The organism is Novosphingobium sp. GW835-FHT14H07, assembly GCF_058793515.1.
The window spans coordinates 59,761-80,425 of sequence record NZ_JBXAFX010000003.1 but is presented as its reverse complement, the minus strand read 5'-3'; the positions used below and the strand labels follow the sequence as shown (position 1 = coordinate 80,425).

At 64.2% G+C, this 20,665-nt stretch carries 20 protein-coding genes; 8 read left to right on the top strand and 12 right to left on the bottom strand.

The window, feature by feature from the left end; translation table 11 throughout:
- Positions 1–33: 33 nt before the first annotated feature.
- Positions 34–885 carry a hypothetical protein gene (locus AC1Q5P_RS03965; RefSeq protein ID WP_062343358.1) on the bottom strand — a complete coding sequence of 284 codons (852 nt, stop codon included), beginning with the start codon at positions 883–885 and terminating at the stop codon, positions 34–36.
- Between the two features lie 402 nt (positions 886–1,287).
- Here AC1Q5P_RS03965 and AC1Q5P_RS03960 point away from each other — a divergent pair, with 402 nt between their 5' ends.
- Together AC1Q5P_RS03960 and AC1Q5P_RS03955 are read left to right on the top strand one after the other, a co-directional pair.
- Complete coding sequence (locus AC1Q5P_RS03960) at positions 1,288–3,870, top strand: TonB-dependent receptor (protein WP_492478205.1); 2,583 nt, start codon at positions 1,288–1,290, stop codon at positions 3,868–3,870.
- 20 nt (positions 3,871–3,890) lie between these two features.
- A complete protein-coding gene (locus AC1Q5P_RS03955; RefSeq protein WP_039334542.1) occupies positions 3,891–4,685 on the top strand; it encodes an SDR family NAD(P)-dependent oxidoreductase in 795 nt (264 codons plus the stop codon).
- 9 nt (positions 4,686–4,694) lie between these two features.
- Here the strand turns inward: AC1Q5P_RS03955 and AC1Q5P_RS03950 are convergent, their stop codons facing one another.
- From AC1Q5P_RS03950 to AC1Q5P_RS03910, 9 genes are all read right to left on the bottom strand, one after another.
- Positions 4,695–5,510 (bottom strand): nuclear transport factor 2 family protein, encoded by an 816-nt coding sequence (locus AC1Q5P_RS03950; RefSeq protein ID WP_492518186.1) that lies wholly within the window; start codon positions 5,508–5,510, stop codon positions 4,695–4,697.
- Positions 5,507–6,040, bottom strand: a complete 534-nt coding sequence (locus AC1Q5P_RS03945) for a nuclear transport factor 2 family protein (RefSeq protein ID WP_039334544.1) — start codon at positions 6,038–6,040, stop codon at positions 5,507–5,509. Before AC1Q5P_RS03945 ends, AC1Q5P_RS03950 begins: the two co-directional genes overlap by 4 nt.
- A 7-nt stretch (positions 6,041–6,047) precedes the next feature.
- Entirely contained in the window at positions 6,048–6,578 is a 531-nt protein-coding gene (locus tag AC1Q5P_RS03940; RefSeq protein WP_082734451.1) for an SRPBCC domain-containing protein, read from the bottom strand.
- Between the two features lie 14 nt (positions 6,579–6,592).
- The gene (locus AC1Q5P_RS03935) at positions 6,593–7,363 is read right to left on the bottom strand and encodes an SDR family oxidoreductase (protein WP_039334546.1); all 771 of its coding nucleotides are present in this window, start codon (positions 7,361–7,363) and stop codon (positions 6,593–6,595) included.
- Between the two features lie 61 nt (positions 7,364–7,424).
- Positions 7,425–8,462, bottom strand: a complete 1,038-nt coding sequence (dmpG, locus tag AC1Q5P_RS03930; protein ID WP_062343355.1) for a 4-hydroxy-2-oxovalerate aldolase — start codon at positions 8,460–8,462, stop codon at positions 7,425–7,427.
- A gap of 13 nt (positions 8,463–8,475) precedes the next feature.
- Positions 8,476–9,417: an acetaldehyde dehydrogenase (acetylating) gene (locus AC1Q5P_RS03925; protein WP_039334548.1), complete on the bottom strand. Its 942-nt coding sequence runs from the start codon at positions 9,415–9,417 to the stop codon at positions 8,476–8,478.
- An 11-nt stretch (positions 9,418–9,428) separates the two neighbouring features.
- Positions 9,429–10,223: a fumarylacetoacetate hydrolase family protein gene (locus tag AC1Q5P_RS03920; RefSeq protein ID WP_492518185.1), complete on the bottom strand. Its 795-nt coding sequence runs from the start codon at positions 10,221–10,223 to the stop codon at positions 9,429–9,431.
- Positions 10,210–11,040 carry an alpha/beta fold hydrolase gene (locus AC1Q5P_RS03915; protein WP_231735402.1) on the bottom strand — a complete coding sequence of 277 codons (831 nt, stop codon included), beginning with the start codon at positions 11,038–11,040 and terminating at the stop codon, positions 10,210–10,212. The genes AC1Q5P_RS03920 and AC1Q5P_RS03915 overlap by 14 nt, the downstream gene beginning before the upstream one ends.
- 14 nt (positions 11,041–11,054) lie before the next feature.
- The gene (locus tag AC1Q5P_RS03910; protein ID WP_193828684.1) at positions 11,055–12,266 is read right to left on the bottom strand and encodes an acyl-CoA dehydrogenase family protein; all 1,212 of its coding nucleotides are present in this window, start codon (positions 12,264–12,266) and stop codon (positions 11,055–11,057) included.
- Positions 12,267–12,676: 410 nt separating this feature from the next.
- On the opposite strand from AC1Q5P_RS03910, the gene AC1Q5P_RS03905 reads away from it, so the two are divergent.
- From AC1Q5P_RS03905 to AC1Q5P_RS03890, 4 genes are read left to right on the top strand one after another with little or no spacing between them, the layout of a single operon-like run.
- A complete protein-coding gene (locus tag AC1Q5P_RS03905; RefSeq protein ID WP_039334555.1) occupies positions 12,677–13,138 on the top strand; it encodes a nuclear transport factor 2 family protein in 462 nt (153 codons plus the stop codon).
- Between the two features lie 13 nt (positions 13,139–13,151).
- Positions 13,152–13,721 carry a carboxymuconolactone decarboxylase family protein gene (locus tag AC1Q5P_RS03900; protein WP_039334557.1) on the top strand — a complete coding sequence of 190 codons (570 nt, stop codon included), beginning with the start codon at positions 13,152–13,154 and terminating at the stop codon, positions 13,719–13,721.
- Complete coding sequence (locus AC1Q5P_RS03895; protein ID WP_492518184.1) at positions 13,718–14,494, top strand: SDR family NAD(P)-dependent oxidoreductase; 777 nt, start codon at positions 13,718–13,720, stop codon at positions 14,492–14,494. The genes AC1Q5P_RS03900 and AC1Q5P_RS03895 overlap by 4 nt, the downstream gene beginning before the upstream one ends.
- A gap of 16 nt (positions 14,495–14,510) precedes the next feature.
- Positions 14,511–15,188, top strand: coding sequence for an SDR family NAD(P)-dependent oxidoreductase (locus AC1Q5P_RS03890; RefSeq protein WP_193828687.1), 678 nt, complete (start codon positions 14,511–14,513; stop codon positions 15,186–15,188).
- Between the two features lie 2 nt (positions 15,189–15,190).
- On the opposite strand, the gene AC1Q5P_RS03885 is transcribed toward AC1Q5P_RS03890, so the two are convergent.
- Both AC1Q5P_RS03885 and AC1Q5P_RS03880 read right to left on the bottom strand, forming a co-directional pair.
- Positions 15,191–15,655, bottom strand: a complete 465-nt coding sequence (locus AC1Q5P_RS03885) for a nuclear transport factor 2 family protein (RefSeq protein ID WP_492518183.1) — start codon at positions 15,653–15,655, stop codon at positions 15,191–15,193.
- A gap of 13 nt (positions 15,656–15,668) precedes the next feature.
- Positions 15,669–16,778, bottom strand: coding sequence for a helix-turn-helix transcriptional regulator (locus AC1Q5P_RS03880; protein ID WP_039334563.1), 1,110 nt, complete (start codon positions 16,776–16,778; stop codon positions 15,669–15,671).
- 107 nt (positions 16,779–16,885) lie between these two features.
- Between AC1Q5P_RS03880 and AC1Q5P_RS03875 the strand changes: the two genes are divergently transcribed.
- Entirely contained in the window at positions 16,886–17,635 is a 750-nt protein-coding gene (locus tag AC1Q5P_RS03875) for a 3'(2'),5'-bisphosphate nucleotidase CysQ (RefSeq protein ID WP_369820995.1), read from the top strand.
- Between the two features lie 61 nt (positions 17,636–17,696).
- Complete coding sequence (locus AC1Q5P_RS03870; protein ID WP_492518182.1) at positions 17,697–20,501, top strand: DUF3857 domain-containing protein; 2,805 nt, start codon at positions 17,697–17,699, stop codon at positions 20,499–20,501.
- Positions 20,502–20,665 lie beyond the last annotated feature (164 nt).

Below are 20,665 nucleotides of genomic sequence, written 5' to 3'. Positions count from 1 at the left end.
GGCAGACGGAGTGAGTCAATCATCAGGCCGAGGCTATTGCAGTTCCGGCCTCACCAGCGCCGAAGCCGGAACCCGCTCCGCCCAGAACGCGCCTTCGAGATCGGTATCGACATCGACCGCGCCGCGTACGCCCAAGGCCTCGCGCGCTTCGGCCAATGGGAGGTGGAAGCACGGCTCCAGCTTCTTCATGAACAAGGCGTCGCTGGCCTTGCCGACCGCCATGCCGCGCTGGATAGCGTCGGTGCAGGTGTTCCAGACTTGCGGATAATGCAGTATCGTCCGCACGGTGTAGCGGAGCGATCCGAAGATCTGGATCAGGCTCAATTCGGCTGCCAGTTCCGGATTGCGGATGTGCTTGAACACGTTGGTCAGGCGGTACCAGTAAGGCACGAGCTCACCCATGAAGTTGAACCCGCCGCCACACAGGATGTGTTCGAAATCGTGGGTCTGGCCTGAGCGCAGGTTGTAGAACTCCAGCTGGCTTTTCGGTTCGCGCCAGGGCGTGATCTGGATCTCGTAGTTTCCTTCGGTGATCCACTGGTAGAAGATTCCGCCGAGCGAGCCTGGCGCGTACTGCGCGAAGTCGTCGATCGAGTAGGTCGAGTAGAAGCCCTCGGAAAGCCAGGCATCGAGTTCGGGATTGATCCGGCGTTCTGCCGTGAACATCTCCTCTATGGCATCGTGATCGCGCAGTTCCTCGAGAATCGGCAGGAACTCGTACATCTCGGCTGGCGGGGGCAGGTCCGGGCCGTTGCGGCGCAGGAGGATCATCGCCAGCCAATCGCGCAGGCGGGGGTTGTTGAGATACTTCGACGAGGACACGAGCACGCTCGACGGCGTTTCGACCGGCATGACGCCGCGGGCGAGATAGGGCAGGTCAGGCATCGATTTCTCCTGTTGCTTTTCTGAGCGGTGCGCAGTGGAAGGTTCCTGAAAATCAGTCACTTCGTGCCGCGCCTTGGGTTCGCTGGCGATTGCAGAATCGGTGTGGCCGCATTGTCCGGTGCATCGCCAAAGGAGGACTTCCAGAAAAATTCGTCAAGCCCACATAAGCGCAAAGATGTGCCCTTGGCTACGCAACATGATGCTAAAATCGTCTCTTGAACTTATTTTGCGTAGTTGATACGCTGCTTCATAGAGAAAAAGAAAACCGGGATGAGGGGCCTCCCTGCCTTTCTGCGAATTGTCGTCGTGCATGCTTGGGGCGTGCGCGGGGATGCCGCTCATCCTGTCGATCCGTGTTTCGCCGCAGAGGCATGGGAAGTGCGATCTTGGAGGGAGAGAACGATGTCTGACACAATGCGTGCACGCTCGGAAACGGGACGACGGGTCGCTTGGGCGTTGCTGGCAAGCGTTTCGCTGGGCAGCTTTGCTGCGCCGCAGATCGCTTTTGCTGCAGAAGATGCTGCGGATGAGCAGGCTGCGGAAAACAGCGTGCCCAACAACATGGAAATCATCGTCACGGCCAACCGCCGCGAAGAGCGCGCACAGGACGTTCCGATCTCGATCACCGCTATCAGCGCAGAAAGCATTCGCGAACGCGGGCTTACCCAGTTGCAGGATCTGCAGGCTTCCGTGCCGTCGCTGGTCGTCGGCCCGAACGGGCAGGCTTCGCGCGACGTGATGTCGCCATCGATCCGCGGGCAGAGCGCATCGTTCCAGGGATCGCCCGCGGTCGTTGTCTACATGAACGAAGTCCCGCTGGTTTCGGCGATCACGCTTTCCGGCCAGGGTGGCCCCGGCAGTTTCGTCGACTTGCAGAACGTGCAGGTTCTGGCCGGCGCGCAAGGCACGCTGTTTGGGCGAAACACCACTGGTGGCGCGATCCTGCTCACGCCGGCCAAGCCGACCGACAAGCTGGAAGGCTATGTCCAGGCCGGCTTTGGCAACTACAGCATGGTCGAGACCGAAGCGGTGCTGAACCTGCCGATCTCGGACAAGGTTCGCCTGCGGCTTGTCGGAGCCTCACGCGATCGTGACGGGTTCACGCATGATGTGAACTGGAACAAGGATCGCGACGACCAGCACTGGCGCATGGGCCGCGTCGGGCTGTGGATCGAGCCGGTGGAGGGCGTCACCAACTATACGCTGGGCTACTATGGCAAGTCGCACAGCAATGGCACGGGTTCGATCGCCAAGAACTTCAATACAAACTATTTCGTTGGCCTCGCCACGCGGCCGATCCTGGTTGCACCGGGCGTATCCCTGCCACTGGGCGCAATCGCTCCGACTTTCAATTTCTGCGGTGCAGGGACCGGCCCTGCCAATTGCAGCTACTACACCAACCTGCTCAATCAGCAGAACGCGCGCGGCATCCGCCAGACAGCGCATGGCATGGACAGCTTCGCCAAGCTGGAATCCTGGGGCATCAACAACACCACCGACATCGAACTTTCCAGCACTCTCAAGCTGCGCAACATCTTCAGCTATGCAGAACTGAAGTCGTACTACGCCAACGACCAGGATGGCACGATCGCTCCGGTCTATGATACCGGCGTGACCGTAGAGAGCCGCACCGCGCCGCGTGACTGGTACAAGCAGGTGACCGAGGAACTGCAGTTCCAGGGCACGGCGCTGAACGACAAGCTGACCTATACGGTCGGCGGCTTCTACTACAAGCAGAGCCCCCGGGGCACGATGGTGTCCTATTCGATCAACGTCTGCGGCCTGCAGTCGGTCACGGGCTGCCCCATCGGCCAGAGCCAGATCAGCGTGACCAACGAATCCAAGGCGCTCTATGCGCAGGGCTCGCTCGATTTCGGCGCGTTTTCGCCTGCGCTTGACCGCCTGCGACTGACAGCGGGCTATCGCTATACCTGGGACACCGTGGACGGATCGACCACATCGTTCAGCTATGTCCCGCTGCCGGGTGGGGCGAAGTATGTCACGGCGTGTTCGTGGAAATCGAATCCCAATCCCACGCAGCCGATCGCCGATCCGCTCAACACCTGCCTGTTCGGTGCAAGGCTGAAAAGCTCGTCGCCCAACTGGACCATCGGGCTCGACTACCGCCCGAACGACAACATCATGGTCTATGGCAAGGTCACGCGCGGCTACAAGGCCGGTGGCTTCAACAGCTATGCCGTGTTCGAGAACACCCGCACCTTCGGGCCGGAGACCGTCACCGACTACGAAGCAGGCTTCAAGACCGACTTCAACGCCGGCGGCATGCGCGGGCGGTTCAACGTCAACGGCTTCTGGCTGGACTACAAGAACATCCAGCGTGCAGCCGGGGACTTCAACCGCGCGACCGGCGGCAATGGCGCGATCACGCTGAACAATGCTTCGGCCGAGATCAAGGGCGTCGAAGTCGAGGCGATGATCCAGCCGACGCAGAACATCGAACTGGGCGGCAACTACAGCCACCTCAGCGCCAAGTACAAATCCTTCAAGTTCGATTCGAGCTCGGGCGTGTGGGATTGTACCGCGCAGTCGATCACTTCGCCCAAGGTCTTTGCCGGGGCGGACATGACCTGCCGTCCACTGCAGTACCTCTCGCCCAACATCCTGTCGGTCTATGGCCGCTTCTCGCTGCCGGTTTCGGAAGATGTGGGCAATTTCAGCCTGTTCCTCAGCTACAACTGGACCGACAAGCAGCCGACGGCGCCGTTCTCGACCGAGCGCTTCCCGGATGGGACGATCAACGAACCGGGCGTGCTGCTGCCGAGCTATGGCCTGCTCAACGCCACGATCGACTGGAAGGGCGTGATGGGCGCGCCGGTGGACCTGAGCCTGTTCGCCACCAACATCACCAAGAAGAACTACATCATCTCGAACACCGGCATCTTCCAGACGATCGGCGCGCAGAGCGTGATCTATGGCGAGCCGCGCATGTTCGGCCTGCGCCTGCGCTACAGCTTCGGCAACTGACGAGAGAAGGAGACGGCGGCGTGACAGGAAGACTTTCTGGGCGCGCCGCCGTCATTACCGGCGGTGCCGATGGCATCGGCGAAGGCATTGCTCGCCGCTTCGCCAGGGAAGGGGCGAGCGTGGTCGTCGCAGACTACGATGCCGAGCGCGGTCCGGCGGTGGTCGAGCAGCTTTGTGCAGGCGGGGCTCAGGCGGTCTTCATCCAGTGCGATGTCTCTTCCCGTGACGATGTGTTCGCGGCGGTGGACCTGTGTGCCGAGCGGTTCGGTGCGGTCGATATCCTCGTCAACAACGCCTATCGCGGTGAGGGGCCGGTGCGGATCGAGCGCAAGACCGACGCGCGCTTCGACGATGCGCTGAAGATGTGCCTCTATGCGACCAAGTGGGCGATGGAGCGGGCACTGCCGCACATGAAGGCGCGGGGCTGGGGCCGCGTGATCAACATGGCGTCACTGAACGGCGTCAACGCACACATGGGCAGCGCAGACTACAACGTCGCCAAGGAAGCGGTGCGGGCCTATTCGCGCACGGCGGCGCGGGAATGGGCGCCCCATGGCATCTGCGTCAACGTGATCTGCCCGGCAGCGGTGTCGGCCGCCTATCGCCGTTTTGCGGAAATGGCGCCCGACGTGGCGAAGGCGACTGCCGCCGCAAACCCGATGGGTCGCATGGGCGATCCGGAGGCGGACATCGGCGGCGTCGCCCTGTTCCTCGCCAGCGAGGATGCGCGGTATCTGACCGGCAACACCCTGTTCGTAGACGGTGGCGGCCATATCAATGGCGTGCCGTGGGTGCCGGATTTCGGGGACGACTGAAGCGTCGCCTCAGTCGGCGCAACTCCAGATGATTGCCGCGTCCCCGCTGTTGGTGTGCCAAAGGGCATCGCGGCGGGTTATGCGCCAGCCTTCGGGGCGCAGGGTCCAGCGGTCGATGTATTCGCCGTTCGTGTCGAATATTGGACCGCCCGTGTCACCGGGGCGCTGGTGGCGGGCCTGGACATAGGCGCGGCTGGTTGCGGTCAGGCTGCCGGGCGCAACGTCGATCGTGATGCTGCCGATCAGGTGCTGGCTTGGCCCGCAGAGATCGAGGAAGCGGCGCATGTTGGCTTCCAGCGCGGCGATCCCGGAGTGTTCGCCCAGGCCGTAGTCGAAGGTCAGGTCAGTGGCGAAGACATCTGGCAAGGCGTCCCACTGCTTTGCATCGATCACGCGCGCAAAGCGGGCGAGGCCTTCACGGATCGCGCGCTCGGCCGTCAGTTGAGCCAGGGTTCCCGATGCCGGGGGCGCAGCCGGAACCTCGTCCACAACGAACATGCGCGTGGCGGCGCGGTCGAAGACGTTCTCCTCGTCCTGCGCGATCCGGGCGGCAACTTCCGGGTCCGACGCGACGGCGAGGAAAGCGTCGTAATGCGCGCGGCTGGCGAAGCGCATTTCCGTCACGCTGTCGAAGTCGATTGCGGCAACGGCGCTGCTGAAGGCGCCGTCGCGGCCGACGTAGTTGCGCCGATAGTCGGCAATGTGTGGCAGCAGCGAGCGGATCAGCGGGGCGTGGCGCGTCTCGTAATAGGCGATGAATGCCTCGCGGCTAAGGCCCTCCTTCTTGCGGAGCAGGGCGATGACCTTGACCGGCGCAGTGCTCATTCGTCCCAGTGGATGAGGTGGCTGATATCCGTGCGCTCGTGCGGTTTGCGGCCGGTGGTCGCGAGGCGCTGGACGGAAGGTTTGCCCTTCATCTCGCTGAACTTGCGCAAGACTTCGATCACGCGATCATAATAAGTGGACTCGATCTTCCACACCCCGCCTTCGCGGCGATAGGCATCGGTATAGATCGCCGTGCCGAAGGTGTGGGCGTCCTTCTCGAGGTCGATGAACACGTCCTGCAGATACCACAGGCCGGTGGCGCTGTTGTCGCCGGTCACGCTGATTTCGGGCATCGAGCCGATGTGCATGGCAAGCGCGCCCGAGTGGAACGAGTTGGACAGGAACTCGACCATGGCGTCACGCCCTGACAGCGAGACCTTGTAGGTGCCGCCATTGTAGGTGCAGGCGACATCGGCCGTGAACAGCGCCGGCAGGGCAGCAAAATCGCCGGTATCGATAGCGCGGAAGTAGCGGTGCTTGAGCACCTTGATCTCTTCCATGTCGGAGAGCTGCTGGAGCGTGTAAGGCATTGCGGGATCAGGCTTTCTGTTCTTGTGCGTAGAGCATTTCGGCGCGGCCCTTGAGCGCGCGGGCGCTATCGTCGAACGCACGTTTTACCCACGGTCCGGCAAAGCGGAAGACGTGGATGCCATTGGCGCCGAGGAAGGCGTCGGTCGAGAAGTACCGGCATGATGCATCGCCGGTCGGTTCGATCACCTGATCGCGGCGGGCGGGGTAGGGCCAGAAATCTGAGTGGACCATCTCCCACGAGATCATGCGCTCGGGCTCGAAAGCGCAGATGTATTCGCAGTTGGGCACGAGCGTGCCGGGCACGGCATAGTTGACCAGCGTCATGTCGACCGCCGCGCCCATTTCGAGTGTGGAGGAAGCGCGCACGCAGAACGGATTCCATTCGCTGTACCGCGGCATGTCGGTGAGTACGGCCCAGACCACGCGGGCGGGGGCTGCGATCTCCACCGTCTCGCTGACGGTCACGGCATCGGGATCGAAGCCCGAAACCGGATCGTCGGCAAGGGTGGGGTGGCTCTTCATCCAGTCAAGCAACATGACCGTGCCCTCCCTTATGCCGCGACCCAGTCGCCGCCGTTGACGTCGAGCATGGCGCCGGTCACTTCCGAGGCGTAGTCAGAGAGCAGGAAGTAGACTGCCTTGGCGCAATCCGCGTCGGGCGGGATGTGGCCCACCGGGATCTCGCTGGCGCGCTGCTTGCGGAACGCTTCGGCGCCTTCGCCGAGACCCTGGATGAAGCCTTCCAATGGAGCGCCCATCATCCAGCCCATCAGCGCGGTGTTCACGCGCACGCCGGTGCCGCCGAACTCGACCGCGAGGTGGCGGGTCATGTGATTGAGCGCGCCCTTGGCCATGCCATAACCGCCTTCGCCGGGCATCGGCTTGCGGGTGCAGAGGGTGGAGATGTTGACGATGGAGCCAGCGCCTTGCGCCTTCATCGTGGGAAACACGGCCATGGCCATGCGCAGCGCGCCTGCCGCGCCGACATCGAACGCTTGCAGCACCTGGTCGATGTCATGCTCGATCAGCGGGCCCCAATCAGGGTGATAGTAGGCCGAATTGACCAGACCATCTATGCGGCCCCACTGGTCGAGCGCGGCCCTGGCTGCGGCCTGGCACTGATCCATCTGCGTCACGTCGAGCGGCACCGCGATGGCTTCGCCACCTGCCGCGACGATCTCGTGCGCCACTTCCTCGATGGCCTGCTTCGAGCGGGCGGTGACGACGACCTTGGCGCCTTCCTTCGCCGCACCCCGGCACGCGGCCTGGCCCATGCCGGGCCCTGCGCCGGTGATGATGACGACCTTGTCCTTGAGGATCATGGCATTTTCTCCCGGGGGGTTGGGCGGGGGCCTTATCGCCCTCTCGCCGTTTGTTTTCAGGTCAGGCTTGCGCTTTCAGCATGTCGAGCGCGACGTCGACGATCATGTCTTCCTGTCCGCCGACCATCTTGCGGCGGCCGAGTTCGACGAGGATCGCGCGTGTATCGAGGCCGTAGGTCTCGGCAGCCTTTTCGGCATGGCGCAGGAAACTGGAGTAGACCCCGGCATAGCCCAGTGCGAGCGTCTCGCGATCGACACGGACGGGGCGGTCCTGCAGTGGGCGGACGAGGTCTTCGGCAGCGTCCATCAGCATCATCACGTCGCAGCCGTGGTTCCAGCCCTTGCGATCGATGGCGGCGATGAAGACTTCGAGCGGAGCGTTGCCCGCGCCCGCGCCCATGCCGGTCAGCGAAGCGTCGATGCGCACCGCGCCGCACTGCGCGGCAACGATCGAGTTGGCGACGCCGAGGCCGAGGTTGTGGTGGGCGTGCATGCCGCGCTGGGTTTCGGGCTTCAGCACGCGGTCATAGGCTTGAAAGCGCGCGCGAACGCCGTCCATGTCAAGCGCGCCGCCACTGTCGGTGACATAGACGCACTGTGCGCCGTAGCTTTCCATCAGGAGCGCCTGCTGGGCGAGGGCGTCGGGCTCGATCATGTGGCTCATCATCAGGAAGCCCGAGACGTCCATGCCAAGATCGCGGGCGATGCCGATGTGCTGCTTGCTGACGTCGGCCTCGGTGCAGTGCGTGGCGACGCGGACCGAGCGGACGCCGATGTCATAGGCGCGGCGCAGTTCCTCGACGGTGCCCACGCCGGGCAGGATCAGCGTGGTCAGCACGCACTTGTCGAGCACGTCGGCCACGGCTTCCAGCCATTCCCAATCGGTGTGCGCGCCGAAGCCGTAGTTGAAGCTGGCGCCGGAAAGGCCATCACCATGGGCGACCTCGATGGCATCGACGCCCGACTTCTCGATGGCCGAGGCAATCGCGCGGACGTGGTCGATGCCGTACATGTGCCGAACCGCGTGCATGCCGTCACGCAGCGTCACGTCCTGGATGTAGAGCTTGTCGCCGGCTTCGACGTTGAAGGTGGCAGTCATCGTCCGATCTCCTTCAGGCGGCAGCAGCGGCCATGCGGCGCGCGGCAAGCAGTTCGCCGGTGGCCTTGGCGGCGGCAGTCATGATGTCGAGATTGCCGGAGTAGCTGGGCAGGTAGTCGCCTGCGCCCTCGACTTCGAGCATGATCATCGACTTGATGCCGGTGAATTCCCCCTGCCCCGGAATCTTCAGGCGGTTGTTGTCGCCGAAGCGTTCGAACTGGACTTCCTGCTTGAGCCGGTAGCCGGGGACGTACTTCTGCACTTCGGCCACCATATCGGCCACCGACCGGCGAATGGCGTCCTCATCGCCGCCTTCGGACAGGGTGAACACGGTATCGCGCATGATCATCGGCGGTTCGGCCGGATTGAGGATGATGATCGCCTTGCCCTTGGCGGCGCCGCCCACCTGTTCGATCGCACGGGCGGTGGTGCGGGTGAACTCGTCGATGTTGGCGCGGGTGCCGGGTCCGGCCGAGCGCGAGGAGACCGACGCCACGATTTCGGCATAGTGGAGCTTGTCCGAGACGCGGGCGACGGCGGCGACCATCGGGATCGTCGCCTGACCGCCGCAAGTCACCATGTTGACGTTGGGCTGGTCGAGGTGCTGGCCCATGTTGACCGGCGGCACGGTGAAGGGACCGATGGCCGCGGGGGTAAGGTCCACCACCTGGATGCCATCGGCGCGCAGAGCCTCGTCATGGACCTTGTGGGCGTAGGCGCTGGTCGCGTCGAAGGCGATGCCGATGTCCTTGTAGAGCGGGTGGGCGCGCAGGCCTTCGAGGCCTTCGTGCGTGGTGGCGATGCCGTGTTCGCGCGCCATGGCCAGGCCTTCGGACTTCTCGTCGATGCCGACGACGATCGCCAGTTCCATGTTCTGCGGGTACTTGATCATCTTCATCATCAGGTCGGTGCCGATATTGCCCGAACCGATGATCGCGGCCTTGACGCGTGCCATTCAGGTATTCCTCAAACGAAGTTGGCGACGCAGGTGCCGAGTGGCCCTGCAGCGTTGCTGAGTGTCATTTCGAAGCGATCGCTCTTCACGGCGGGCGCGAGCGGGACGAGTGAACCCGACAGGATCACGTCGCCCGCATCGAGCGTCACGCCATAGGCGCCGAGCGTGTTGGCGAGCCAAGCCACCGCTTGTGCCGGATCGCCCTGCACGGCATGGCCATAGCCTTCGGACAGCGGTTCGCCGTTCTTGGTGACGGCCACGTGCAGATTGGGCAGGTCCAGCCCGGCGGGGTCGAGCCGTTCATTGCCGATCACGTAGACCCCGCATGAGGCGTTGTCGGACACGGTATCGACGATCTTGATGTTCCAGTTGTCGATGCGGCTGTCGACGATCTCGAAGCAGGGGGCGATGCTTTCGGTGGCTGCAAGAACGTCAGCGGCCGTGACGCCGGGGCCATTGAGGCTGCTCTTGAGGATGAACGCGATCTCGGCCTCGGCGCGCGGAGCAATCAGGGCCTTGGCGTCGATGTCGATGTCACCTTCGACATGCATCCAGTCGGTCAGGAAGCCGAAGTCGGGCTGGTGGACGCCGAGCATGTCCTGCACGGCCTTGCTGGTCACGCCGATCTTCTTGCCGACGACCTTCTCGCCATCGGCGACGCGGCGCGAAAGGAAATCGAGGTTGATGGCATAGGCATCGTCGAGCGTCAGCGAGGGATCCTGCTCGATCAGCGGGGCGATGGTCTTGCGGGTGCGCAGGGCTTCGTAAAGCGCCGCGCCATAGTGCTGGATCTTATCGGCGGGCATTGAGGAACTCGATGGCAAAGGCGTTGAACTCGGCAGCGCGTTCGACCTGGACCCAGTGGCCGGTGCGGCCGAAAGTGATCGCGCGGACATCGGGACAATGGTCGAGGAACAGACGCGCATGGGCTTCCGGGCAGAACTCGTCGTTCAGACCCCACAGCACGAAGACCGGCTGGGTGATTTCCGGCAGCCGCGGCGAGAGGTCGGGCGTGCGCATGCGCACCAGCACGTCCTTGGGCTGGGTGCGGGCGACGGCGAAGCGTTCCTCCACCAGGGCATCCGGGATCCTGGGGGCGAAGTCCGGGTGGACGAGGTTCGAGACGAGGCGCTTCTGCTCGGCCAGGTTGAAGTCCGGCCCCCCGAAGCTGGAGACCATCTTGGTGATGCCCGGCATCACGAAGTAGGCCTCGCGCTCGGCCACGCAGCCAGGGGCCATCAGCACCAGATTGCGGGTGAAGCCGGGGTGGTCGAGCGTCATCAGCAGGGCAATGCCGCCGCCCAGCGAATTGCCGACGAGGCTGGCGCTGGTCACGCCGTGGGCGACGAGCGCTTCGTACACGGTATCGGTGAAGAGCTGCAGCGTGTAGTCCAGCCCCTCTGGCTTGGACGAGCCGCCATAACCGATCAGGTCGGGCAGGATCACGCGGTAACCGGCGTCCACAAAAGCATCGATGTTCTGGCGGAAGTTGGACGCACCGGAGGCGCCGGGGCCGCTGCCGTGCAGGAAGACGACGGCAGGCGCGGAAGGATCGCCCGCTTCGGCAATGACAATTTCGTATCCGCCGGAGACGCGATGCGTGGTCTGGGTCAGGCTAGCCAAGGGTGGCGCTCCCATCAGAGGAAGGTGAAGGTCGGTTCCTGACCGAGCATCGCGCCGACCACGTCGAGCGTACGATTGGCCGGGTCATTGGCGACGTGTGCGCGGCCGGCGTTGAGATCGAGCCAGGGCTGGATGATCGCGCTGGACGTGTAGATCGCGCGACCGCCCAGCAGCTTGACCATGTCGTCGACCAGATCGGCCATGCGGCGCACCACGCTGGCCGAGTTGTAGGCAAACAGGGTGCGCTTCTCCATCGGGATCGGCTCGCCTGCTTCGGCCAGGGCCATCAATTCATCGAAGGTGAGGCGCAGGGTCTGCTCCATCTCCGTCACTTCGGCCTGCGCACGGGCGATGGCGGCAAGAAGAAACGGATCGTTCTTGGAAGCCTTGCCGGTGTTGGTCGAGACGCGGTTCTGGGCAATGTCCATGGCGGCAGAAATCGCAGCGCGCGCGCCGCCGAAGGCAGCGGTCGAGACCGAGCGCATGAAAACCTGGGCCCAGGGCAGGGTGTAGAGGGGCCCCGTGTTGGTCTGCTGGCCGGGGTTGGTGCAGAGATATCCGTCGATCGAACGGTGAGTACGGTGTTCGGGGACGAACACATCGTCGACGATTATGTCATGGCTGCCAGTACCCTGCAAACCGAAGACGTGCCAGCTGTCGGTGTCGATCGTATAGTCGGCGCGGGGCAACAGGAACGCGCGCATGTCGGGCACGCCGCCTTCTTCGCGCGGCGGGACCATCGCGCCCAATACGACCCACTGACAATGGACGGAGCCGGTCGAGAAGCCCCAGCGGCCCGAGAGTCGATAACCGCCTTCGACCGGGGTGACCTTGCCGACGGGCTGGTAGGAGGAGGACACGAGGGTGGAGGTGTCCTCGCCCCAAACCTCGGCCTGCGCTTCTTCGTGAAAGAGCGCGATTTCATAAGGATGGCAACCGACCACGCCGTACATCCAGCCGGTGGACATGCAACCTTCGGCAAGGGCCCGCTGCACATCGTAGAAGACGTTGGGGTGCATTTCGTAGCCGCCCCAGCGCTTGGGCTGAAGGATGCGGAAGAAACCAGCCTCACGGAATTCGGCAATGGATTGCGCCGGAACGTCACGCCCGGCGACGCATTCGGCCGCGCGCTGGCGCAAGGCGGGGATCATGGCCCTTGCCCGGGCGACGAGCTCTTCGCCCGACGGGATCGAGCTTTCGAGCGAAATTGCAGCTGCGCTGGCCATGAGCGGCCTCTCCTCCGGTACGACTTTCGACTCACGCACTGCTTTACGTGGCAATGCATTCGTAAAAAGATATCGCAACAGATACGCAAATCGTCAATCAAAAAGCATATCGGCTTTTGATATTGATAAAATTGCAGCTCATTGCACATGGAGGACTTGCGACATCCACACGGCGTGCGTGCATGGGCATCACCTCGGGAAGTGTGTGCCAGGTCGCGCTGTGGCCGCAGACGTCCTTCCTGATGCCCCTCCCCGCCTTGCCAGTGCCCGACGGCCGATGGGCCTTCTCAACCAACACAAACTGCGCAGACAATGTAGATAATTTTTGCGAGAAGCGCCATGCATGATCTCAACAGCAAAACAGTTGCGTATGATTCGCAGCCAAAAGCAAGGCGGAGAGGGGCAGCGCGATGATGTCGCTTCAGGAAATCTCGGACAGGCTGGAAATACAGGACCTCTTCGCGCGCTATTGCTTCGCAATCGACGAACGGGACTGGGACGCGCTTGACCGTGTGTTCACGCCAGACGCGCAGATCGATTACTCCGAAACCGGAGGCGCCGCGGGTACTTTCGCGCAGATCAAGGCGTGGTTGCCGGTGGCGCTGGACCGCTTTCCGATGTTCCAGCACATGGTGGCGACGACCAAGCTTGACCTTGACGGCGACACCGCCCGGGCGCGCACGATCCTGTTCAACCCGATGGTCCATCGCAGCGCGGTGGGCGAGGAGCAGGTCTTCTTCATCGGTCTTTGGTATCGTGACAGGCTGGTCCGCACGCCCGATGGCTGGCGCATTGCCGAGCGCCACGAGGACATGGCGTGGTCGCACAACGTGCCGCCGATGGGCCCCGTGCCCGAGATCCCTGCAAACTGAGGAGCGCCTGCCGATGTTGCGCATTTCCGTGCCCGCCGAAGCGGCCAGCGATCCCTATGGCCATGCCGCGCGAACCCATGCGCGCGAGATCATGGCCGCTGCAGCCGGATTCTCCTTTGCCGTCTATCGCGAGACCCGGCTCTCGCTACGCGAGTTCGAGGCGGCGCGTATGCGCACGGCGCAGATCAACGGTTGCATGATCTGCCAGGACTTCCGCGCGGCGCGCGATGCGGAAATCACCTTCTCGGTTGGTGGCGAGACGCCCGAGCGGCTGGTGACGGCAAACGGCCCGGCGCCCGACGAGGCGTTCTATGCGGCGGTGGAGAACTGGCAGGACTCCGGGTTGTTTTCACCGCGGGAGCGGCTGGCCATCGCCTTTGCCGAGCGCTTCGGCACGGACCCGAAAGGACTGGCGGCGGACGAGGATTTCTGGACCGGGATGCACGAAGCCTTCAGCGATGGCGAGATCGTCGATCTGGCGCATTGCGTGGCGGCATGGGTCGGCCTTGGCCGCGTGGCGCATGTCCTGGGGTTTGACACGGTGTGCCTGGCCACAAATCCATCAGGCAGGGAATCGGCATGAGCGTGAGTGACGAGAGGCTGGGCACGCCCGGGACGGGTGTGGTGATCACCGGCGGGGCATCGGGCATCGGCCTGGCCACCGCCCATGCCTTGGCCGAAGTGGGGCGCCCGGTGGCGCTGTGGGACATCAATGCCGAAGGCGCCCAGGCTGCCGCGGCCGACATCGCGGCGCGATATCGCGGGGCGGCGGTGGGCCTCGCGGTGGACTTGCGCAATCCGCAGGCGGTTGCCCCGGCCGCAATCGAAACGCGCGCTGCGCTTGGCAGCATTGGCGGTATCGTCCACGGTGCGGGCACGGCGGTGCAGACCGGAATTGGCGGGGTCACGCCCGAGAACTTCGACGCCGGAATGGCGCTGCACGTGCGCGCAGTGATCGAACTGGTTCAGGCTTTCCGCGATGACCTGAAGGCGCATCCGGGCGGCGCGGTGGTGGCAATCTCTTCGATCAACGCATGGTTCGGCAACGGAATGATCCCGATCTATACGGCGGCCAAGGGCGCGGTCATATCGCTGGTGCGGTCCATGGCCGACGAGCTTGCGCACGATGGCATCCGCATCAACGCCCTGAGCCCCGGCATGATCGACACGCCGATCCTTGGCGAGATGCGAGACGGGATGGCGCAGATCTACGGTCCGCGCATATTCCCTGGCCGGTTCGGCAAGCCCGAAGAGATCGCGACGACGATCCGCTTTCTCCTGTCGGATGAAGCCAGCTATATCACCGCCACGGAGATTGTCGTCGATGGTGGCATCCGCCATTCGCAACGGCCTTGAAGGAGTTTTTGACACGATGCGTTCGGTAATCGTTACAGGTGGCTTTGGCGTGCTGGGGCGCGCCGTGGCGCAGGCGTTCCGCGACAATGGCGACAAGGTGGCGCGGATCGATTTTGCGCCCTCGGCGCCGGACGCGAACCCTGGCGGGCTCGACATCGGCGGTGTGGACCTGACCGATGCCGCTGCCGCAGCGGCGGCGGTAGAGCAAGTCAAGGCGGCGCTGGGCGGCATTGCCGTTCTGGTGAACGTGGCGGGCGGTTTCGTGTGGCAGACGCTCGCCGATGGTGGGCCCGAGACCTGGGCAAGGATGTTCGCGATGAACGCGACCACCTGCGTGACCATGACCAAGGCTGCGCTGCCGACGCTGAGCGCGACGCCGGGCGCGGCGATCGTCAACATCGGCGCGGGCAGCGCGCTGGTGGCAGGCGGCGGGATGGGGGCCTATGCCGCATCCAAGCAGGCCGTCCACAAGCTGACCGAGAGCCTTGCCGCCGAGCTTGCCGGGACGGACTGCACGGTCAACGCCGTGCTGCCAAGCATCATCGACACGCCGACGAACCGGGCCGACATGCCCGACGCCGACTTTTCGCAGTGGGTGCAACCGGCCTCGCTGGCCAAGGTCATCGTGTTTCTGGCATCGCCCGGCGCACGCAACCTGAGCGGGGCCCTGATCCCGGTATCGCGCGGGGGCTAACCCTACACGCCCTTCAGGAGTGCGCGGGCTGCCTCCGCACCATCGAGCAGGGCGTTTTCGCGCCGCACTGCCCGCCAGCCCTTCGCGGTGCGGCGGAACGACCAGCGGTTGGCCGAGACGCGGTGGACCACAAAGCTGCCGGCTGCGTGGCGCAGCACCAAGGAATGACAGCGCGCAGTGGCGACATCGCCTGCGACAGTGACGGCAGCAGGGCCAAGGAGATGGGCGCAACCATCGGCCATGAGCTGGCGGTGGACCGGGCCCTCGATCAGCGCGGCGATTTCGGCATGGCCCCTGGCCGTGGCAAAGCCGGTGACGACATATTCGCCATCCTCGGTCCAGAGCTCGGCAAGGGCCTGGGCATCGCCTGCATCGGCAAGCGGTCCGTATCGCGCGATAAGCTCTCGCACAGCTTCGCAATCTTCAAGAGCAGTGAGGCGGGCAGAGAAATCGGTGGCTTCCGGCATTGGCTTGGTGCTTTCACGCAAACGGAGTGAGGCCGCCGAGCACCTCGCGAACAAGGTCGCCCTGTCCGCGCGTCCCGGTCTTGGCGTAGATGCGCTTGGAATAGTTTCGTGCGGTCTCGTCGGTCAGGCGCAGGGCACGCCCCGCTTCGATGATCGTCTCGCCACGGCTCAGCTTCTCTGCAAGCGCGGCTTCGCGGTCGGACAGGCCGTGCAGTTCACGCAGGATGCGGGTTCCCGCGCGCTCATCCTCGCGGACGGAGGTGCGGAGCGTACCGATCACGGCGGGCAGGGCGTGTGGTTCGGGCAGGGCAAGGTCGCACTTGCGCAGGAGCATGTGCAGGTCACGCGCAGGATCAAGCAGGATCGCGGTCGCTTCGATATGGCCCTCGGCGATGGCGCTGCAAGCCTTTTCGAGCGCGCTGCTGGCAGCGGGCAGGAGCTGCAGCCGTCGCCCACCACGGGGATCTGGGGCGGGAGCGAAGGTCAGCATCCGCTCGGCCTGCGGGTCGGTTGCCATGACCCGCCCGCCGGCGTCAAAAGCGAGCTGACCCGCGCCGAGCCGAGCAAGGGCTGCTTGTGCCATCGCGGTCTGCAAGCGCTGTTCGGCAAGTGCGGCGAGCGTGCGCAGCGAAGCGGCAAGGTGCGGGCCGATGGCGGCAAGGGTGGAAACGGCAGCAGAGCTGAAATCCTCACGCTCGCGCACCAGCAGCAGCCACGCATCGGCCGCACCGCCGGCGCTTACGCGGAGCCAGCGCCCGTAGCGAATGCCCATCTCGGCCAGAGCGCTGCGCTGCAGGGCAAGGCGCGCGGGATCGTCAAAATCGAGCATCTCGTCGATCGCATAGACACGGCCTGGCCGCAGCTGGCCATAGGGGTGCAGGCCGAGCGCGTTGATGCGGCGGAAGTCAAGTTGACGCTCCCTCACCGCGCGGGGCGCAGTGACATGGATGACGGTCGGCTCCTGCGAAGGCATGGCATTGGCCAGGGTGATGATGAGGAAGGCGCGGCGCGCATATGTGCGGGCGACGAGATTGCGCATGAACGCGCCCCACGGCGGCGTTTCGTGAACACCCTCGACAAGCGGCAGGAAAAGCTCCTGCTGGTCCGTATGCGTGAATGCCAACGTTTCCTCCCATATGGGAGCTTTGGTTTAGGGGCGAAGGGCTGAATTGCAAGCCGAGCCTGAGGGAGCTTCTCCGAATGACTGATGCCGTGACGCCTTCTGCCGCGATGACCGATGCAGAACTTGCAGCCCATCTTGCCCAAGTGGCGGGAAAGCTGCTGCTGACGGTGCGCGAAAGCGGAATGCTCAGCCTCAAGAAGCTGGGCAAGGCCGGCGATGCCACGGCCAACCAGTTCCTCGTCCACGCCCTGCGCGAACAGCGGCCGGAAGATGGCCTGCTTTCGGAGGAGGAAAAGGACAACCTTGACCGGCTGCAGTATTCGCGCACCTGGATCGTCGATCCGGTCGATGGCACGCGCGAATATGGCGAGGCGCGGACCGACTGGGCGGTGCATGTCGGCCTGGCCATTGACGGCGTGGCAAGCACAGGCGCGGTGGCGTTGCCAGGCGCCAACGGGGGGGCCGGGATCGTCCTGCGCACCGACCAGCCTCGCGAAGTGCCGCCCGCGCCCGAAACCTTGCGCATGGTCGTCAGTCGCACGCGCCCGGCGCACGAAGCGGTGGCCGTGGCCGAGGCCATCGGGGCCGAGCTCGTGCCGATGGGCAGCGCCGGGGCCAAGGCGATGGCCGTTATCCTTGGCGATGCCGATATCTATCTTCATTCGGGCGGCCAGTTCGAATGGGATTCCTGCGCGCCCGTCGCAGTCGCCTTGGCGCATGGCCTGCATTGCAGCCGCATCGATGGAAGCCCGCTCGTCTACAACCAGGCTGACACATACATGCCTGACCTGCTGATCTGCCGTAAGGAACATGCCGAAATGGTCCTATCCCGGATAAAGGCTGTTCAGCGCGCTTGATGGGCAATTGCCAGACATCCAAATAGAAGGCAGGTAATCCCCTCAATTTCAGGGGGTTTGCGTGCGCAATAGATTCGCGCTGTTCGTTGTCGGTCTTCTTGCCACTACTGCACCGGCACTTGCCGGAGAGACCGTCCTTTACGGCCCAGCGCCGAAATGGGCCGAAGTGCGCGATGCTGCAAAGATCGACACCGCGGCGAATACCCCGATCGCCCTGCTCGACGTGCAGCAGCGTATCGAAGGCGAGACGCTGCGAGTCTATGTCGATCAGGCCTTCAAGCTGGGGAGCCCCGAATCGCTGACACAGAGCGGCACGAGTTCAGCGGTGTGGATGCCCGACAAGGGCGATCTGACAGTTCATCGCGTCGAGATTCTCCGCGCGGGCAAGGTGATCGACGTGCTCAAGGGCGGCGCGCGCTATCAGGTGTTGCGACGGGAGCGAGGGCTGGAGCAGCGCCAGATCGACGGCATGTTGACCGCCACTCTCGCCATTCCCGGGCTGCAGGTCGGCGATGTGGTGCGGATTGCCTACAGCCAGACCATGCGCGACAAGGCGTTGCAGGGGAAAGTGCAGATCGACAGCGGTCTCTTGACCCTGCCGCTCGAGGCAGGCTTTGCACGCACCAGCGTTTCCTGGCCCGAAGGCCTCGCGGTAAAGTGGCAGGCAGGCCCGTCGGCCGGCAGCCCGACCGAAAGTGTCAAGGACGGCTGGCACACCGTGAACGTGGTGCTGCCACTGGCAAAGCGAGAGGAGATGCCGCAAGGCGTGCCATCGCGCTTTACCCGGCCGCCCTCGCTGGAAGCCACCACGTTCGGCAGCTGGGAAGAAGTCTCGCGGGTGTTCGCACCGCTTTATTCGACGAAGGACGCGATTGCGCCAGGCAGCCCGCTGGCAGCAGAAGTCGCCAAGATCGAGAAGCAGAGCGCGGACCCGCTGACCCGCGCAGCTCTGGCCACACGGTTGGTACAGGATCAGGTCAGCTATCTGCTGAACGGCATGGCCGGCGGGAACTACGTGCCGCAAGCCCCTTCGCTGACCTGGACCTCGCGCTACGGCGATTGCAAGGCGAAATCCCTGCTTCTGCTCTCCTTGCTTGAAGCCTTGGGGATCAAGGCAGAGGTCGTTGCCGTCAATAGCCAGACGGGCGATGCCGTGCCGGAATCGCTGCCGATGCCCGCAGCGTTCGACCATGTCATCGTGCGCGCCGAGATCGCAGGGACGACCTATTGGCTCGACGGTACTGCAACCGGCACGCGGCTGCAGACGCTGGCCGATGTCCCTCCGTTCCGTCATGCGCTGCCGATCCGGGCTGAAGGCGCAACGCTCGTGGCGATGGAACCGCGCGTGCCCCAGGCACCGATGGCCTCCGTGAAGATCACGATCGATCAGCGCGCCGGGGTCGAGATGCCGGCCTTGATCTCGGCGACTTCGACTTTTTCAGGGATGCTGGGCAGCAACCTTGGTGCCGCGTTCGGGCAGGCCAGCGAAGAACAGAAGAAGCAGATGATCAAATCCCTGGCGGACTCGATCTTCAAGGACCTGACCGACGACGGCGGCATCATCACTGGCGGGACAACCGCGTTCGACAGCGAGACCGGGACGGCCACCGTTACAATCGAAGGCATGGTCATTTCCCTTTTCCTGGACCGCGATGGCACCAAGCGCATGGACATGCGCGGCCTGGGCAGTGCCAGCGCCTCCTTCGACCACGATCGCAGCCGGGCAAACTGGAAGGCGATCCCCGTCAACCTTGGCCGCGCGGAACGAGTGCGAGAGGAGATCGAAGTTCTGCTCCCGGCTGACGAGCCGGGTTTCAAGTTGGGCGGAAGGGCCGAATACGAGGCAACTTTCGCTGGAACGACCGTGACCCGGAAGGGGGCGCTCGAAGGTCAGCGCTTCACCATCAGCGAAGAGCGCGCCTCGCTTGGCGGTGAACTGCCCGCTTCGGAAATACCCGTGGAAAAGGCAAAGGCGCTGCGCCTGCGCAACACGGTGCCATTCCTTGTTGCCCCTGTGACCGCAGCCCGCGCATGGCGCTATCAGCAGCCAGCGCTGAAGGCGCGCATCGCGCCGATCGAGGCAGCCTACGAAAAGGCGCTGGCGCGGGAAACCGGCGATGCGCAGAGCGATCCCTTGGCGCGCCGTGCCGATCTGCGGGAATCCGTGCAAGATCTGGATGGGGCGCTGGCCGACTGGGACAAGGTAATCGCTATGGCGCCCGATGCCTGGACCTACGGCAGGCGCGCCTTCACCAAGCGGCAGATGGGTCGTTGGGCCGATGCGATCACGGATCATCGTGAGGCGTTGAAGCTGGCGCCATCGGTCTCCAACGCCATCTCACTGGCTGGTGCCCTCGGCCGCGAAGGCAAGACTGACGAGGCGCTGGCCCTGCTCACCGAATACGACGACATGGGTGACGAGCACACCGGCGTCGTCCTGACCCGTGCGGACATTCTGGCTTTCGCAGGGAAGGGGGTAGACGGTCTGAAGGAGATCGACGGGCTGATTGAGGAGAAGCCCGGAGACACGTCGCTGCTCAATGCTGCTTGCTGGTATCGGGCACGTTTCCGGGTGGATTCCGACGGTATGATCAAGGCTTGCAACCAGGCGGTCGAACGGGCTTCCAATGCTGCCGCCGTGCTGGACAGCCGGGCACTGGCCTGGTTGGCGCAAGGCAACCTGCAAAACGCGTTGGCCGACGTCGAAGCTGCTCTGAAGATCTCGCCGTCCCAACTCGCGTCGCTTTATCTGAGGGCCTGGATCGGCAACGCCATGGGCAAGCCGGATGCGAAGGCCGATCTTGCCTACTTTCGCAAGGTCGCGCCGGGTTTGGTGCAGGATTACGCGCGCTACGGCTTGAAGTAACGCGCAAGCCTGTCCCCGTGCCGCGTCATGCCGGCAAGGCGCAGTCCTCCCTACGTTTCTCCTTGAAAAGCGGCAGTGCTGCTGCGCGTCACCGCGCGTGCACGTAGGGCAAGCCGTGAACTGCAAAAATGCGTGCTTTGCGCAACACTCGCCAGCGAGTGCGA